Here is a 15336-nt window from a genome sequence, read left to right as displayed (position 1 = left end):
TTCGGAACCTGTTATAAGTACTATTTTTCACGAAAAATTTACTGTAAATACTTTTTTAAACTTTTAGGAGTGGTAAATGGATAATTTATTAAATTAAAAAGGACTATTGGTTAATATTGAATCCGCTTTCAGGGACCATCTTATTAATTATTTGTAAATATTCAAAATGTTGTAGCAGTTTCTTGACAATTCTTTTAACATAAAAAGTGCTTGATTACATAAACAGGAGGGAATACGTTCATGCAAACATTCATGAAGCAGGTGTCAAGACTTGTTGTATTAGTCTTGATTTTCAGTCTTGTGGCACCATTTGCAAGCGTGACGAAAGCAGCAGAAAGCTTTACGGAAACGTTTAACAACTGGACACAAACCGGCACGTCTTATCTGGATGGTTCATTTGAAGGGGATAACGGCGTCACTTGGACATACACAGGAGGGAGAGCATCTACATCGATTGATGGAAAAGGGATGATGTTCCGCGATGCGGGCAGTACCTTAACCTCTTCTGAAATTGATGGGGGAATTTCTTCTTTAACTCTTGATACGAAGGCAGATTTCACCACAACGAACCCGCGTCAGCTTGAAGTGTATGTAAACGGTGAGCTTGTGGGTACGACTGTAAATGTTGTCGCTGGCGGCAGCAAAGAAACGTTTACAGTTGAAGGGTTGGATGTTGAAGGACCGTTTGTACTTGAATTGAAGAAGGTTGGTTCAAACAGCCAATTAACAGTTGATAACATTACATGGACTTCATTTGAAGATCCGACAAAGGTATCTTCTGTGCAGGCAAGCGTTCCGGCTGGACAGGTGACGGAAGGAACAGAAGTTGCTTTCACTACTTCTACACCTGATGCAGAGATTTTAGTTGCTGTGAATGGCGGTGCCTATGAAACGTATTCCGCACCTTTTACTTTGACAGAGAACACTTCTTTCAGCGTCTATGCAACAGCTGACGGTCTGGAAGACAGTGATGTCAGAACATATGATTACAGTGTGATCTCGGAACAGGATATTTCGGACGTTCGCATGCAGCCTGTGGGCTCTCTTGTATCAACTTCCGGAGTGGCTTCAGCTGTCTTTTTCCAGGGTGGGGCAAACAATGTCTATATCCAGGAAAACGGAGCAGGGATCGTGGTTCGTACGACAGCCGATGTAGCACCTGGAGACCGCATTTCAGTTTTCGGTACACTTGGTGATTTTAACGGCCTTGCACAAATTGAAGCAGATGCTTCTAATGTAGAAGTGCTTGGTCAGGAGGAAGTACCGGCTCCTCAGGCGATTCCAGCTGGGGGATTAACAGAAGCTCAGGAAGGTACACTTGTACAAGCTTCCAATGTAAATATCACGTCTTCAGGAAGCGGTAATTTCTACGGGACAGATGAAAACGGGAATGAAATCGTCATTCGCCCAGCGACAGATCTGGCGATCGAAACAGGTCGTACGTATGAAGTCATTAATGGTGTTGTAGGAGAATTCCGCGGCACGTATCAGCTGACACCTCGCTCAGCAGACGATGTGATTTTTGATTCAAATCAGGTCCGTCCGGTGAAAGCAAATCCTGCTGGCGGCTTTATTGAAGAAGGCGGCACGGTTGAGCTAACAACAGAAACAGAGGGAGCATCTATTTACTACACAACAGATGGTTCTGAACCGACAGTGGAAAGCACGCTTTATGAAGGCGGCGTAACGATTACATCTAACACAGATCTTAAAGCGATTGCTGTAAAAGATGGAATGACAACAAGTGACGTTGCAGCATTTACTTACGTACTTCAAAAAGAAGATATTAAGATTCATGATATTCAGTCAGAAGACCAGTTCTCACCATATGAGGGCTTATCAGTACCGAATGTAGAAGGTGTCATTACGTATGTAGTGAACGGCAGCAGCTTCTACATGCAGTCACTGACTGCGGATGACAACCCGGGTACATCTGAAGGAATTCTTGTGTATTCACGTAACCATGGTAAATCTGTTGGAGATCACGTGAAAGTAAGCGGAACAGTACTGGAGTTTTACGTAGAAGGCTACGCGGAACGCGCTGAAACAGATCTGCCGATTACACAAATTGAAGCAACATCTATCGCAACTGAAGCGACAGGGCTTGAACTGCCGGCACCTGTTGTGATTGGTGGACCGGAAGGAATCGAAGTACCTACTGAAGTGATTGATAACGACAATCTGGCTTCATTTGACCCTGAAGAAGACGGTATTGACTTCTACGAAAGCATTGAAGGAATGCTGGTTGAAGTAGCAGAAGGAACGGCGAGCGGCCCGCAGAAATACGGTGAAGTTGCTGTTATTACAAACTACGGGGACGAAGTGTATTCTCAGGCTGGCGGCGCAATTGTGAAGCCAGGTGACTTTAACCCTGAGCGTGTATTTATCGATGTAGATGATGAAAGCTTTGTTGTTAAAACAGGCGACAAGATGACATCCGCAGCAGTCGGTGTCATGAGTTACGGATTTGGAAAATATAAAGTACTTGTCGGCAAAGGACAAAAGCCGGTCTTTGAAGATGGCGGTCTTCAGCCTGAATCAACAACGATTGAAAATAAAGAAGATGAGCTGACGATTGCTTCTTACAATGTCGAGAACTTCTCAGCAAATCCTTCTGCAACAAGCGATGAAAAGGTAAATCGCATCGCTGATTCATTTATCAACGATCTTGGATCACCTGATATTATTGGTTTAACTGAAGTGCAGGATAGCAATGGCCCTACAGATGATGGTACAGTGACAGCTGACGAAAGCTACCAGCGTCTAATTGATGCCATTGTTGCACTTGGTGGACCAGCGTATGCTTATACTGAAGTTGCTCCGGAAGATAAGCAGGACGGCGGCCAGCCTGGAGGGAACATCCGGAACGGTTTCCTTTACAATCCTGAGCGTGTTCAGCTAACCGAAGGAACAGCTGGTGGTTCAACAGAAGCAATTGATTATGTGGATGGAGAATTAACACTTAATCCTGGTCGTATTCAGCCGGAAAACTTCCCGAATACACGTAAATCACTGGTTGCGGAATTTGAATTTAAAGGTGAAGAAGTGATCGTGATTGCTAATCATCTGAATTCAAAGGGTGGAGACCAGCCGTTATTCGGTCAGAATCAGCCGCCATTCCTTGGCAGTGAGGCAGAACGAGTTGAACTCGCAACAATGATCAATGATTTTATCAAAAATGTAAAAGAACAGACACCTGATGCAAATATCGTCGTTCTTGGAGACATGAATGACTTTGAATTCTCAGCTCCACTTGAAGCATTAAAAGGGGAAGAGCTGACGAACCTTGTCGATGGTGTAGACAAGCCGGAACGTTACACATACAACTATGAAGGCAATGCGCAGGTTCTTGACCACATTCTTGTGACAAACAACCTTGCAGAGCGTTCCGTATTTGATATCGTACACATCAACTCTGACTTCATGGAAGTTCATGGACGTGCATCTGACCACGATCCGCTTTTAGCGCAAATTAACCTTGCGGCTGCAGAAGAAGAGCCTCAGCCGGAAGAAACTGTTGTAAATCTTGCTGACTTTGATCAGAAGAAAGTAAATATCTTTGAAGACAACGTTCGCATCGTCGCTGAAAAAGGCGCGAAGGTTGATCAAGTGATGGTACGCGGAACAAATGTAAGCTTCGAAGGTGAAGGACTTAAAGATCTTGAAGTCACACTTCATGCAAAAGAAGCTGGTGGAGAGTATGACTTTGAAGGAAATGAAGTTGAAAAAGTCATCGTCCAGCATAAGAATGTTTCTGTTATCAATGGGGCAGAGAACATTCAAAAACTCGAGCTTCGCGGAACAGCCAAACACGCTGAACCACAGCTGTTTGATTCCGAGGGCAATGAGATTGAGTTAGGTAACGAAAAGCCTAGTAAAGGCAAAGGGAAGGGCAAGAAAGCTTCCTGATTATGAAAAACCACGCTGAAGCAGATGCTTTGGCGTGGTTTTTTGATGTGTTGAGCGGGTGGTTAATATTGTGGAGGGGGAATGAAGGAATTATCTATGAAAGTGAATGAATTCAGAGCTGCAGTGAAGGAATTATGAGGATCAATTGATGGAAATATGTTTGGCGGATGACCAAGTGAATGAATTAATTTCCAGAAAGAAGGAAATGGTTTTTTAAAAGAGGGAATAAAATTCTCACACGATTGAAATAGTCACGACAATGATGGAATTATTCAGACAAGCCGGATTTGCAGTTTAGTCCTGCACATTCCCAAAGGCTCCAACTACTAATTGATTACTTATAAAATCTTAAATGTAGCAACCTTCAAAACAAAAACAGGACACCAAGTGCCCTGTTTCTTCATCGAAATGCCTCTGCAATCAGCTCGTATGAACGCTTTTTCGCCTCATGTGAGTAAATGTTCGTAATCAATAGGAAATCATCCGTTTCATACCTTCGGCTCAGCTCCATCAGACCATCTCGGATTTTCTCCGGTGTTCCAATGAGTGTCCGACGGCGGTTGTGCCTGATTTGATCCAGTTGATCGGAAGGAAGTTTAATTGAATCGGGATCATGTAGCTGAGAGTCTCCTTTTTCAATACTTAACAGCCATCGATCCTGACTCAGTGCCAGCTTCTCAGCTTCTTCCTGCGTCTCTGCACACACGACAAAAACGCACACTGTCACAGCGGGCTCCGGTAACACACCTGGTTTAAAGTTTTCCCGGTATGTGCGGAGAGTGGATTCCCATTTATCGGGGTTAATGAAATGGCCAAATGTTAAGCCGATTCCGCGTTCCGCAGCCAACCGTCCACTGCGTGGTGAAAGGCCGAGCAGCCAGATGGGAGGGGACTCGCCACCGCGGGGAGTCACTTTAACCATTCGATAAGGGTGATTTTTCGGAAGCTCATTTCTCATAAAGCCATTCAGCTCATCCAAATGTCTCGGAAACTCACTCAGCATGCTTTCCCGTCCATCCGTTAAGGCTGCCCTCGTCCGCTCTGTTCCGCCGGGAGAACGGCCTACGCCCAGGTCCACACGGCCGGGAAATAATGACTCCATTGTTTTAAAGGTTTCAGCTACTTTAAGCGGGCTGTACTGAGGGAGCAGAATACCGCCAGAACCCACTCTAATATGGTCAGTTGCGGATGCAATCCTGGTCATTAAAATCTCAGGAGCGGCACTCAGCAAACCGTTTGTATTATGATGTTCAGCTAACCAGTATCTCTCGTAACCAAGCTTTTCAGCAAACTGTGCGAGCTCAACTGTTTGCTTTAGAACCTGTGATGGATCGGATCCGTTCGGCATCGGAACCTGATCCAGTATTCCAAGCTTCATACACATCTGCCTCCTGATGTTTTGCTCCTTTTATTATGGCATGATGTGCTGGTCAATTCAGTTATTGTGCTCATTCAGAAGTATCAGGGCACTATACAATCTGAAACAGTCGAGTGCATTTTTTGAGTTGAGTCCTGTCATGGAATCAATCTTCTGCAGGCGTGCCATCACGGTTGCCCGCTGAATCTGAAGGGTATGTGCGGTCTTTGAAATGATAAAGTCATGATGAATATACGCCATAAATGTCTCAATCAGATCAGGGTAGTCCCTTAATGTTTTTGCCGTATTCTCGGTGAACAGCTGAAGCATATCAGGCTCAGCCTGGCGTAACAGTGTTTGCAGTGTCAGATCCTTCGGGGTGCAGAACAGGTTCGCTGCATCGACTCTGTGATCCAGAAGCTTTCTTGCAATGGAATAATGGGTACGATAATCATGAAGGGAAGCCTTCTCCAGTGTTGTGGAGAAGGGACAGTTCATATCTTTAGCCATTGCAATAAAAGGCTCAGTGCGGGTAACAAGCGCAATACCCTCTTCTGAACGGATTTGCGCAGTTAACAGGCAAAAAGGAGAATGATCAAGAGCCTGACGCACTTTGGGAAATTCACTTGCCTGAGAGCACCTGAAAACGATTAGAAAAGTTTCCTGATCAACTGGAATAGACAGGAGTCTGGCTTTATCAGCAGCTTCACTTTCCGTCATTCTGCCGCTAAAGAGATCAATAAAAAAGTAATCAAGTATCCGTTTTTGTCTCTCAAGCTCAGTCTGCAGAGCCTGCTGTTGAATAAGCAGCTCTATGTGAGACTTAACCATGGAGGCAAATGGGCGAACCTCTGCCACTTCCCCTGTGATGCCAATCACGCCAATACACTCACCGTTTACAACAAGGGGCATATTAATTCCTTTTAGAGTCCCCGGCATGGTTTGATCAGTAATTTCAATTGTTTTATTTTCATGAAGCACGAGAAGAGCGCCTTGATGCAACTGATCAAGGCGCTTAGGATCACCGCTGGCAAGAATGCGGCCATTGTGATCGAAAATATTAATATTGTAGGGAATAACCTTCATTGTATCTGAAACAATTTTTTGAGCGATTTCTTTCGTGTAAAGCATTCCCACCGCATCCTTTACTTATCCGAATATCAAGTAAAGGATAAACGTCATTGTAAACGCTGTCAAACCCTGCAACAGTGTAGCCATGGTTTGTGCTTTGTAAGCGTCAGTAACCTTCATTCCACTAAACTGCGCAACAACCCAGAAATAACTGTCATTCACATGAGAAACCGTCATCGCTCCGGCACCAATCGCCATAACCGTCAGAGCAAGCTGGACAGATGTTTCAATTCCCAGGGAAGGGAGGAGCGGTGCAATAAGTGCTGAGGTAACGACGAGCGCTGCTGTTGATGATCCTTGTGCAGTTTTTAATGCAGCTGCAATCAGGAAAGGCAAAATTAAGACAAATGCACCGCTGAAAGCACTGTCTGTCACGAATCCTTCAATAAAGTCAGACAGTGGTGTATTCGTTAAAACACGTCCGAACGCACCCCCTGCTGCTGTAATCAGCAGGATCGGTGCTGCTGTTTTTAAGCCTTCTCCAATCCAGTCATTTAGCGTTGTTTCATCAAACTTTGGCATAAGTAAAAAGCTGAATAAAACACCTACAAATAATGCAACCATTGGTGAACCAAGGAATGCCGCAAATGAGCTGCCGAAGCCATCATACTGCAAAATGCTCAGAACAGAAGAGATAGCAATTAAGATAATTGGTACAAGCAGAGGAGCGAATGCCTTCCAGGCAGGGGGAAGATCGCCGAATTCCTTTAAGACATCATCATAGGAAAGGTTATGTTCCTCACCCTCAATTTTAATGTTGACGGCCACACGGGTTGCCCAGAGATAGCCTACCGCAATTGTTGGAATGGAAACGATAACCCCAAATAAAATAATGGTGCCTAAGAATCCTTCAGCCCCAAGGTTTCCTGCTGCTGCAATCGGTCCCGGTGTCGGTGGAACAAGGGTATGGGTTGCAAAGAGACCAGTTGAAAGCGCGACAGCCATTGATGCGAGCGCTACATTTGCCCGGCGTGCCATGGCTTTTTTCAGGCTGGATAAGATGACATAGCCTGAATCACAAAAAACAGGGATACTGACAATGGCGCCGACCAGTGACATAGCAAGCTGAGGCCGCTTTTCCCCGATTCTGCGTATAATCACCTCAGCCATTTTCAGTGCGGCACCGGATTTTTCAAGAACAGTCCCAATGATGGTCCCCGCAACGATGACAATCCCGATCCCGCCCATCAGGCTGCCAAATCCTCCGTTGATTGATTCAACAATCAATTCAAATGGCATAAGAGATAAGAACCCTGCAATAAATGAAGCGAACATCAGGGCTAAAAATGGATGAAGCTTAAGCTTTGCTGTGGCAAAAATAATAAACAGAACGGATAAAATGAGTACAGCAATTAATAATGGACCTTCCAGCATAAATAGCTCCTCCTTACAATCTCAAATTAATTAGTTTAGCAATTTCTCTTGAGCGTTTAACAGTTAATTCGAATGCATGCTCTATTGCATAATCGAGCGTGGATGGAGAATGCGTGATCGAAAAACTGGCAGTAAAACATTCAGTCAGTTTTTCAGCGTCAGGGTCGAGCCCTCCGGAAATAAGAATGACTGGCTTCTTTGCAGCTGCTGCAAGCTCTGCCACATAATGAGGAACCTTGCCATAAAGGGTCTGATTATCACTTTTTCCTTCTCCGGTGATCACCAGGTCAGCCTGTTTAATGGCTTCAGGCAGATTCAGGGCCTGACCAATTACTTTTGCTCCCTGTTCAAACTTTGCCCCGATCGATAGAAGTGCAAATCCAAGGCCGCCTGCTGCTCCGCTTCCTGGAGTATGGATACGGTCTCTGGAAACCAAAGAGGCATAATGCTGCATCCATGTATCAATCACCTGAATATCCTCAGAAGATACACCCTTTTGAGGTCCGAACACAGCTGTTGCCCCTTGACTTCCCGTTAGAGGATTATTAACATCGGACGCAATCACGATCTCCGTACTTGCGATCCGGTTGTCAAGCGTTGCTAATTCAACAGCCTGGAGCAATGGAAGATCCTTCAGACGAACGGGTCCGTGAAAATGTCCATCTACTTTAAAGGTTGCGCCTAAGGCTTCGAGCATACCTGCGCCTCCATCATTTACTGCGCTGCCTCCAAGCCCGATTGTGATCCTGGAGCAGCCTGCATCCAGCGCAGCTTTGATTAATTCTCCGACGCCATAGCTTGTTGAATAAAGCGGATTTAATTGATCTGCCGTAAAATCAGTGATACCGACTGCGGACGCAGATTCGATGAAAGCATCCTCATCATTAATCAGGAGGGCAGCCTCTTTTTGATAGCCGTATGCATTTTTCACGCGGATTGTAGTTAATGGACGATCCAGCACATATTTAAAAGAAGAGAGTGTTCCCTCTCCACCATCCGACATGGGAATTAGAGAAAAGGAAGCGCTTTCAAATATGGTTGAAAAACCTTCCTGTACCGCTCTTGCTGCTTCGATAGCCGTCAAACTTCCTTTGAACGAATCAGGTGCAATGACAATCTTCAACGATATCCCTCCTTCATAAAGGCTATTTTATAGTCTTAAACAAAAGAGATGAATAATCAAAATGGTCAAATTTTCAGAAAACATGAGTGTTTAATTGAACAAATTGTATATATAGAAAAGAAATATATTCCAATTAATGATGATTTAGTCTGGCGTGGCGGGATTTCGCTTGACAAATTAAGAAATTTATTATCTAAAAGGGATTCTTCCCTTGCATTTACCCTCCAACCTCTCGTACAATGAAGGATGAATGTCATTTTTGAAATGAGGGTAATCATGAAAACTTCCATTTATGGATTAACGTTGGAGCAACTTGTTGCCTGGCTTTTGGAACATGGTCAAAAGAAGTTTCGTGCAGAACAGATTTGGGACTGGCTTTATCGAAAGAGAGTCACAAGCTTTGATGATATGAAGAACATTAATAAGGAGTGCCGCGACATTCTCGCAGAAAACTTTGTGATCGAAACGCTGGATCTGCAGATTCGTCAGGACTCTAAAGACGGAACCGTTAAGTTTCTGTTTAAGCTGCAGGACGGTAACCTGATTGAAACGGTCCTTATGCGTCAGAAATACGGTCAGTCTGTCTGTGTCACGACACAGGTCGGCTGTAACATCGGCTGTACGTTCTGCGCAAGTGGTTTGCTGAAGAAGAGCCGTGACCTTGACAGCGGAGAAATCGTTGAGCAGATCATGCGCGTTCAGAAGTATATGGATGAAAAAGGCGAGGGAGACCGCGTCAGTCATATCGTTGTGATGGGAATCGGAGAACCGTTCGATAACTATGACAACCTGATGAGCTTCCTACGTGTTGTGAACTCAGCAAAAGGTCTCGGTATCGGAGCACGTCACATTACGGTTTCAACAAGTGGTCTTGCAAACCGTATTTACGACTTCGCTGATGAAGATCTGCAGGTGAACCTTGCGCTTTCTCTTCACGCGCCAAATGATGAGCTTCGTACACGCATTATGAAGATCAACCGTGCGTACCCGATTGAACCGCTTATGAAGGCGATTGATTATTACCTTGAGAAAACAAATCGCCGTATCACGTTTGAATACATCCTTCTAAAAGATGTGAATGATCACGTGGAAGAAGCGCAGCAGCTTGCAAAAATGCTGTACAACAAGCGTCATCTTGCCTACGTCAACCTGATTCCTTACAACCCGGTTGATGAGCACATTCAGTATGAGCGCAGTACGCAGGATGATATTATGAAGTTTTACGATACGCTGAAAAAAGGCGGTATCAACTGTGTTGTGCGTCAGGAACACGGGACAGATATTGATGCAGCCTGCGGTCAGCTGCGAAGCAAACAAATCAAAAAATCAGCTGTGTAAAGACAAAAACTGGAGCGTTTTCTCCAGTTTTTTCTTTTTGTTTGTAAAGTGATTCTAAAGTGCTGTATAATATAATTGTGACATTATACCTATATGGGGGTGTGGAAGTGGAGTTGTTGCTATTATCAGTCTCGGTGGTACTTACAGCAGTGGTATTAAACGTTGTTCGTTTTTATGTAAGCGGGTACATGAACAGGTGGTTATTTATCTTGTCAACGGTGTGGATTGCTGTGATGGATCGGATTCTGATGAATGAGCCATCCACTTCATGGTTGATGATGTTAATCATTGCAGCCTCTGTTGTCAGTTTTCATTTGACGGGTGCATGGATGAGTGTTGTTTTGTGCTCAATGGTCCTGTGGACGATGACAAATGATTTTAATCCTGTTTTATACTCAAGCTATCTTTTATTTGGCTTAGGTATTTATTCAATCAGATTGTATGTCAGGAGGCTTAGACTGCAGCGTGATCAGTGGCTGGATATGCTGACTGTTAATTCAAAGCAGTTAAATGTCACAAAGGAAGTCAGTCAGGCTATGCAGCAGACCTTCGAGGTCAAACGGCTGCTTGAGACGATCATTACGTCTATGACAGCGGGACATGGACTCGGCTATAACCGCGCCATGATCTTTTTGTTGAGTGAAGATGGAAAAAGGCTCAAAGGAATTATGGGAACCGGTCCAATTACCGCAGAAGAAGGATACGATATTTGGCAGGATATGACGGAAAAGCGCTTTGAATTCACCGACTTAATTGAACAGACAGTGGAAGATAAGGCATCAGACCGTCAACTGAATGATTATGTTCAAACGCTGGATCTGCCACTGGATCAGGATAATGTGTTATCAAGGGTAATAAAATCAGGACAACCAGAACTCATACATAAAATTAATTTTAATGATCCGGTTATGGCTCTATTAAGTGCAGAGCTGAACGTAGAAGAATTTGCGGCGATTCCACTGATAAATCAGCGAGTGAAATCAGGTCTTGTTTTAGTAGACAATCTCGTTAATAAAAAGCCGTTAACCATGAACGATATAGATATCATTACACCTCTGGCTACGCAGGCCGCCATTGCCCTGCAACAGGCATCGAGGTATGAAAATATTGAACAGATGGCTCTGAAGGATGGTTTGACGAACCTCCTGAACCAGCGTGCATTTCAGCAGGCACTTGACGTGGATTTCGCTCATCGCCCATGTTCAATTGTTCTATTGGATATCGACCACTTTAAACATTACAACGATACAAATGGCCATATGCTGGGGAATGATGTGCTCGTTCAACTCGCAGACCTCATCCGGTCAACCATTCGTTCCAATGATCTTGCTTTTCGTTTCGGCGGAGAGGAATTTGTCATTATTCTGCCGACAGCGAATGAACAAAAGGCAATAGCCGCAGCTGAACGTTTGAGAAGCAATGTGGAAAAAGAGATTTTTCCATGCGGCGAAAATCAGCCTGGGGGATGTCTGACTGTCAGCATTGGCGTAGCCCGTTCAGATGGAACAGTTGACCCGATGGAGATCGTGGAACTCGCAGATCAGGCTTTATATCAGGCGAAAAATTCAGGTAAAAACTGTGTAGCAGTATGGCAGGAGGCTTGAGATGAATTCCTTTTCCTTGTTAGTTCAAATTATTTTATTTGTATTTTTCTTTCTTTTTACTACCCGGCCGCTTTATTTATACTCTTTGAAAGTAAAAGCTGGCAGAGAAGCAAAGAAGTTAGGATTGGATTTACCGAGTTTGACGTATTCTTATGAGCAAATGGTTTTTTTTACAGCCCTTCCGAGTCATCTGCCTCAGCTTAAGGAAGCCGGAATGGATCAGGTAAAACTGAAGCTTGATTATCATTCCCTCTTCTTCCCCCGTTTTAAAGGGGTGAAAGTGATGGTGGAACATGAAGCGTTTGCGCCTTATGTTCTTGCTTATTTACCGATTAAGGGATTCAGACTGCCGTCACTTGATCGTCTGGAAGGAGGAGGACTGCTTGATGCAGACCGGTATTTAATCATCAGCTCTTACATTGCCAGTCATCCGTCAACAAAAAAAGAAATTCAGCGGGAAGTGTTCAGAAGACTTCAATTTGAAGCTGCTGCGGAACATGTGCACGATTTATAATAAGGTGAGATGCAGGATACAGAGGAGGCCCACAGCATGAATGACTACAAACTCAGAATCAAAACAGGTGATCTTCTGGAGCTTGTCAGTTCCTCATCGCATCACAACCGTTATGAAGCGACTCCTTATGAAGCGCTTGAAGCACTTGCTGAGGAAATGGACCTGCATGATGCAGCAGGCATCGTTGATTACGGCTGCGGGAAAGGGAGGGTTTCGTTTTACCTTCACCATCGATTCGGTGTCAACGTGACGGGCATAGAACTTAACCCGAGACTGTATCAGATGGCGCTTGAGAATCAGGCTTCTTATCTTCGGAAATTTGGAAAACGTAGAGGAAGTATTCAGTTTGAGCGCGGGTTGGCAGAGGATTATGAAGTGAGAAATGATCAGTCCCTGTTTTATTTCTTTAACCCTTTCTCGGTCCAGCTTTTTTCTTCGGTTGTGAGCCGGATTATGGCATCTGTCAGTCAGTCACCGCGAAAAGTGAGCATCATTTTGTACTACCCAACGATGGAATACCTGGATTTCCTCGGGGATCAGACGCCATTTCAGCTTAAGAAGGAACTCAAAATACCCATTCTTTCAGAGCAAAATGAGCACGAACGGTTTATGATTTACGATTATCACCCCATAAGTGATTAAAGGCGAAGGACTCTTTATTAGATCCCTTCGCCTTTATATTTGACCGGATTAAAACGGATTAGTTGCCCAAACCTGTGATGTTTTAATGAACGTGCGCTGTTCAAGCTTGAGCAGACTTGTGATATACTCCGCAAGATCCTCTGCCTGCGTGTACTTTTCGGGGTTTCGTTCCCCGTCTTCGCCTCTTGTCAGGTCTGTTTCGACGAGGCTTGGATTTATTGCAAATACACGTATGTTGTGAGGCCTTACTTCCTGCATCAGTGATTCTGTTAGTCCATTGACGGCAAATTTAGAAGCGCTGTAAGCACTTGATCCTTTTGTGCCTTTGAGACCTGACATAGAGGAAATATTGATAATATCCCCTTTGTTTCTATCAATCATGCCGGGTAAAAGAGCTTTTGTTGTGTACACGATTCCCATTACATTTGTCTGAAGCACTTTATTCCAATCTTCATTTGTTAAGTCCAGGAAGTTCCCGTAAGCTCCGACCCCGGCATTATTAATTAACACGTCAATCTGACCAAGCTTATCTTCCACTTCTTTGACAGCCCGTGTGATATCCTGCTCCTGGCTGACATCCGCTGCAGCTGTTACCACAGTTGCGCCTATTTCATTGAGGTCTTTTCTAATGGCTTCAAGGCTGCTTTCTGAGCGCGAAATAATGCCGAGTTCTGCCCCTTCTTTAGCAAGTGCGAGCGCCGTCGCTTTTCCAATTCCTCTGCTGCCACCGGTGATCAGCACCTTTTTACCTTGTAAAGACTGCACAAACATCATCCTTTCTTTTTATCTACCGTATGTATTCACGCTGACGGACCATCGAAAACATCGCATATGATATCCTGATTTTGTATAATGGCTGTGTGAGGTGAAAAGATGAAAAAGTTTTTAACCGGTTTATTGCTGCTGACGGTCTTTTTAGGCGCAGGCGGCTACGCGATCTATTACTTCGGAACAGAAATGGCGGCAGATCAGGTCGTAGAGTCCGTTACAGCAGACATGGAAGTCTCAGGTGAAATGAGTCAGGTGCGTGAGTACATCGAAGCAGATCCGGTTTTATCAACGTATGTTGAAGAAGCGAAAGCGGCACAAAATGATGAGCTTGCTTTCACGACCCGTGCTGAGGCAACGAGAGTGCTGATCCAGAAGGTAGGTATTTCTGAGATGCGCAGCATTCAGGAGAATGCTCAATCGGGAAACCTGTCAGAGCAGGAAGTGATTCAAAAGCTTGAGGAGAATCTTTCTGAAGAAGAATTAAAGGCCTTGAAAGTGTTGATGTATAAAGAGATTTACGGAGAATAACCGGAGCCGACCAGCTCCGGTTATTATTATGTTTAATTTGTAGCATTTTCAGGCTAGGCGATTACTTCCCGCCAAGAATATCAAACAATCCACCCGCAGCACTGCCTTCACCCTTTGAACCGCCATTATGCGGCATTGCAGAGAATACGCGGCTTGCCAGGCGGCTGAATGGCAGGGATTGTACCCATACGGTGCCCGGTCCCTGAAGTGTGGCAAGAAATATACCTTCCCCTCCAAACAGTGCAGTCTTTACGCCTTTAACCATCTCAATGCTATAATCCACATCCCCGGTCATGGCAACAAGACACCCGGTATCCAGGCGGACGCGTTCTCCCGGAGCCAGCACTTTTTTGTGAATGGTTCCACCTGCATGAATAAAAGTCATACCGTCTCCTTCAAGCTTTTGCATAATGAAGCCTTCGCCTCCGAAAAAGCCGGTGCCAATTCTTCTCTGAAATTCAACACCAACTGAAACGCCCTTTGCTGCTGCCAAGAAGGCATCCTTTTGACAAATCAGCTTGCCGTTGATTTCACTTAAATCCATCGGCACAATTTTCCCCGGGTAAGGAGAAGCAAAGCTGACGTGCTTTTTCCCCATTCCTTCGTTTGTAAAAGCGGTCATAAAGAGGCTTTCGCCGGTCAGTACGCGTTTACCGGCTCCAATCAGCTTGCCCATCAGGCCGCCACCACCGAAATTGGATCCATCACCAAAAATCGTTTCCATCGTAATCCCATCGTCCATCATCATTAAGCTCCCGGCTTCAGCAATGACGGTTTCATTCGGATCAAGTTCCACCTCAACAAATTGCATATCATCCCCATACAGCTTGTAATCAATCTCATGATTATTCATCCCACTTTCACTCCTTTACCCTTTTTTACTATGATACCTTATTTGGCAGAAGAAACTGACAGAATTTTCTGCTACACTGATTAAAAGCAGTACTCAATATTTAAACAGTGGGACATTTTCTTAACCCAACCGTGGTTGTATAAGTTGTCAATTTAATTTTTTGTTTCTAAAATCTAATATTTATAATCAGTC

12 protein-coding genes are annotated in these 15336 nt (G+C 44.4%); 6 read left to right on the top strand and 6 right to left on the bottom strand.

Features of this window, described 5'->3' with window-relative positions:
* Positions 1-240: 240 nt before the first annotated feature.
* Complete coding sequence (locus H7968_RS03340) at positions 241-3909, top strand: chitobiase/beta-hexosaminidase C-terminal domain-containing protein (RefSeq protein ID WP_227394817.1); 3669 nt, start codon at positions 241-243, stop codon at positions 3907-3909.
* A gap of 400 nt (positions 3910-4309) precedes the next feature.
* Here the strand turns inward: H7968_RS03340 and H7968_RS03335 are convergent, their stop codons facing one another.
* The 4 genes from H7968_RS03335 to H7968_RS03320 are packed head-to-tail and all read right to left on the bottom strand — an operon-like array spanning position 4310 to position 8894.
* Positions 4310-5287, bottom strand: coding sequence for an LLM class flavin-dependent oxidoreductase (locus tag H7968_RS03335; RefSeq protein WP_227394816.1), 978 nt, complete (start codon positions 5285-5287; stop codon positions 4310-4312).
* A gap of 57 nt (positions 5288-5344) precedes the next feature.
* Positions 5345-6397 (bottom strand): CdaR family transcriptional regulator, encoded by a 1053-nt coding sequence (locus H7968_RS03330; protein WP_227394815.1) that lies wholly within the window; start codon positions 6395-6397, stop codon positions 5345-5347.
* 18 nt (positions 6398-6415) lie between these two features.
* The gene (locus tag H7968_RS03325; RefSeq protein WP_227394814.1) at positions 6416-7771 is read right to left on the bottom strand and encodes a GntP family permease; all 1356 of its coding nucleotides are present in this window, start codon (positions 7769-7771) and stop codon (positions 6416-6418) included.
* A gap of 13 nt (positions 7772-7784) precedes the next feature.
* Positions 7785-8894: a glycerate kinase gene (locus tag H7968_RS03320; RefSeq protein WP_227394813.1), complete on the bottom strand. Its 1110-nt coding sequence runs from the start codon at positions 8892-8894 to the stop codon at positions 7785-7787.
* A 273-nt stretch (positions 8895-9167) separates the two neighbouring features.
* Here H7968_RS03320 and rlmN point away from each other — a divergent pair, with 273 nt between their 5' ends.
* The 4 genes from rlmN (at position 9168) to H7968_RS03300 (ending at position 12992) form a co-directional block, all read left to right on the top strand.
* Complete coding sequence (gene rlmN / locus H7968_RS03315; RefSeq protein WP_134374369.1) at positions 9168-10232, top strand: 23S rRNA (adenine(2503)-C(2))-methyltransferase RlmN; 1065 nt, start codon at positions 9168-9170, stop codon at positions 10230-10232.
* Positions 10233-10450: 218 nt separating this feature from the next.
* On the top strand, positions 10451-11836 hold the full coding sequence (locus H7968_RS03310) for a GGDEF domain-containing protein (protein WP_227395079.1): 1386 nt from the start codon (positions 10451-10453) through the stop codon (positions 11834-11836).
* 1 nt (position 11837) lies between these two features.
* Positions 11838-12350, top strand: coding sequence for a hypothetical protein (locus tag H7968_RS03305; protein WP_227394812.1), 513 nt, complete (start codon positions 11838-11840; stop codon positions 12348-12350).
* A 36-nt stretch (positions 12351-12386) separates the two neighbouring features.
* Positions 12387-12992 (top strand): SAM-dependent methyltransferase, encoded by a 606-nt coding sequence (locus H7968_RS03300; RefSeq protein WP_227394811.1) that lies wholly within the window; start codon positions 12387-12389, stop codon positions 12990-12992.
* A 48-nt stretch (positions 12993-13040) separates the two neighbouring features.
* Here the strand turns inward: H7968_RS03300 and H7968_RS03295 are convergent, their stop codons facing one another.
* Positions 13041-13757, bottom strand: coding sequence for a 3-ketoacyl-ACP reductase (locus H7968_RS03295; RefSeq protein ID WP_227394810.1), 717 nt, complete (start codon positions 13755-13757; stop codon positions 13041-13043).
* Between the two features lie 108 nt (positions 13758-13865).
* Between H7968_RS03295 and H7968_RS03290 the strand changes: the two genes are divergently transcribed.
* Entirely contained in the window at positions 13866-14291 is a 426-nt protein-coding gene (locus H7968_RS03290) for a hypothetical protein (RefSeq protein ID WP_227394809.1), read from the top strand.
* A 61-nt stretch (positions 14292-14352) separates the two neighbouring features.
* Here the strand turns inward: H7968_RS03290 and H7968_RS03285 are convergent, their stop codons facing one another.
* Positions 14353-15144 carry a TIGR00266 family protein gene (locus H7968_RS03285; RefSeq protein WP_227394808.1) on the bottom strand — a complete coding sequence of 264 codons (792 nt, stop codon included), beginning with the start codon at positions 15142-15144 and terminating at the stop codon, positions 14353-14355.
* Between the last annotated feature and the right edge of the window lie 192 nt (positions 15145-15336).

This window comes from Jeotgalibacillus aurantiacus (genome assembly GCF_020595125.1).
In the GTDB taxonomy this organism is placed as follows: domain Bacteria; phylum Bacillota; class Bacilli; order Bacillales; family Jeotgalibacillaceae; genus Jeotgalibacillus; species Jeotgalibacillus aurantiacus.
The sequence above is the reverse complement of the archived record's forward strand: the minus strand, read 5'-3'. Positions and strand labels throughout refer to the sequence as shown.

What these genes read in the sequence shown, in the direction of transcription:
- H7968_RS03340 (WP_227394817.1), top strand. Translation starts at nt 241, where the DNA reads ATGCAAACATTCATGAAGCAGGTGTCAAGACTTGTTGTATTAGTCTTG.
- H7968_RS03335 (WP_227394816.1), bottom strand. Translation starts at nt 5,287, where the DNA reads ATGAAGCTTGGAATACTGGATCAGGTTCCGATGCCGAACGGATCCGAT.
- H7968_RS03330 (WP_227394815.1), bottom strand. Translation starts at nt 6,397, where the DNA reads ATGCTTTACACGAAAGAAATCGCTCAAAAAATTGTTTCAGATACAATG.
- H7968_RS03325 (WP_227394814.1), bottom strand. Translation starts at nt 7,771, where the DNA reads ATGCTGGAAGGTCCATTATTAATTGCTGTACTCATTTTATCCGTTCTG.
- H7968_RS03305 (WP_227394812.1), top strand. Translation starts at nt 11,838, where the DNA reads ATGAATTCCTTTTCCTTGTTAGTTCAAATTATTTTATTTGTATTTTTC.
- H7968_RS03300 (WP_227394811.1), top strand. Translation starts at nt 12,387, where the DNA reads ATGAATGACTACAAACTCAGAATCAAAACAGGTGATCTTCTGGAGCTT.
- H7968_RS03290 (WP_227394809.1), top strand. Translation starts at nt 13,866, where the DNA reads ATGAAAAAGTTTTTAACCGGTTTATTGCTGCTGACGGTCTTTTTAGGC.
- H7968_RS03285 (WP_227394808.1), bottom strand. Translation starts at nt 15,144, where the DNA reads ATGAATAATCATGAGATTGATTACAAGCTGTATGGGGATGATATGCAA.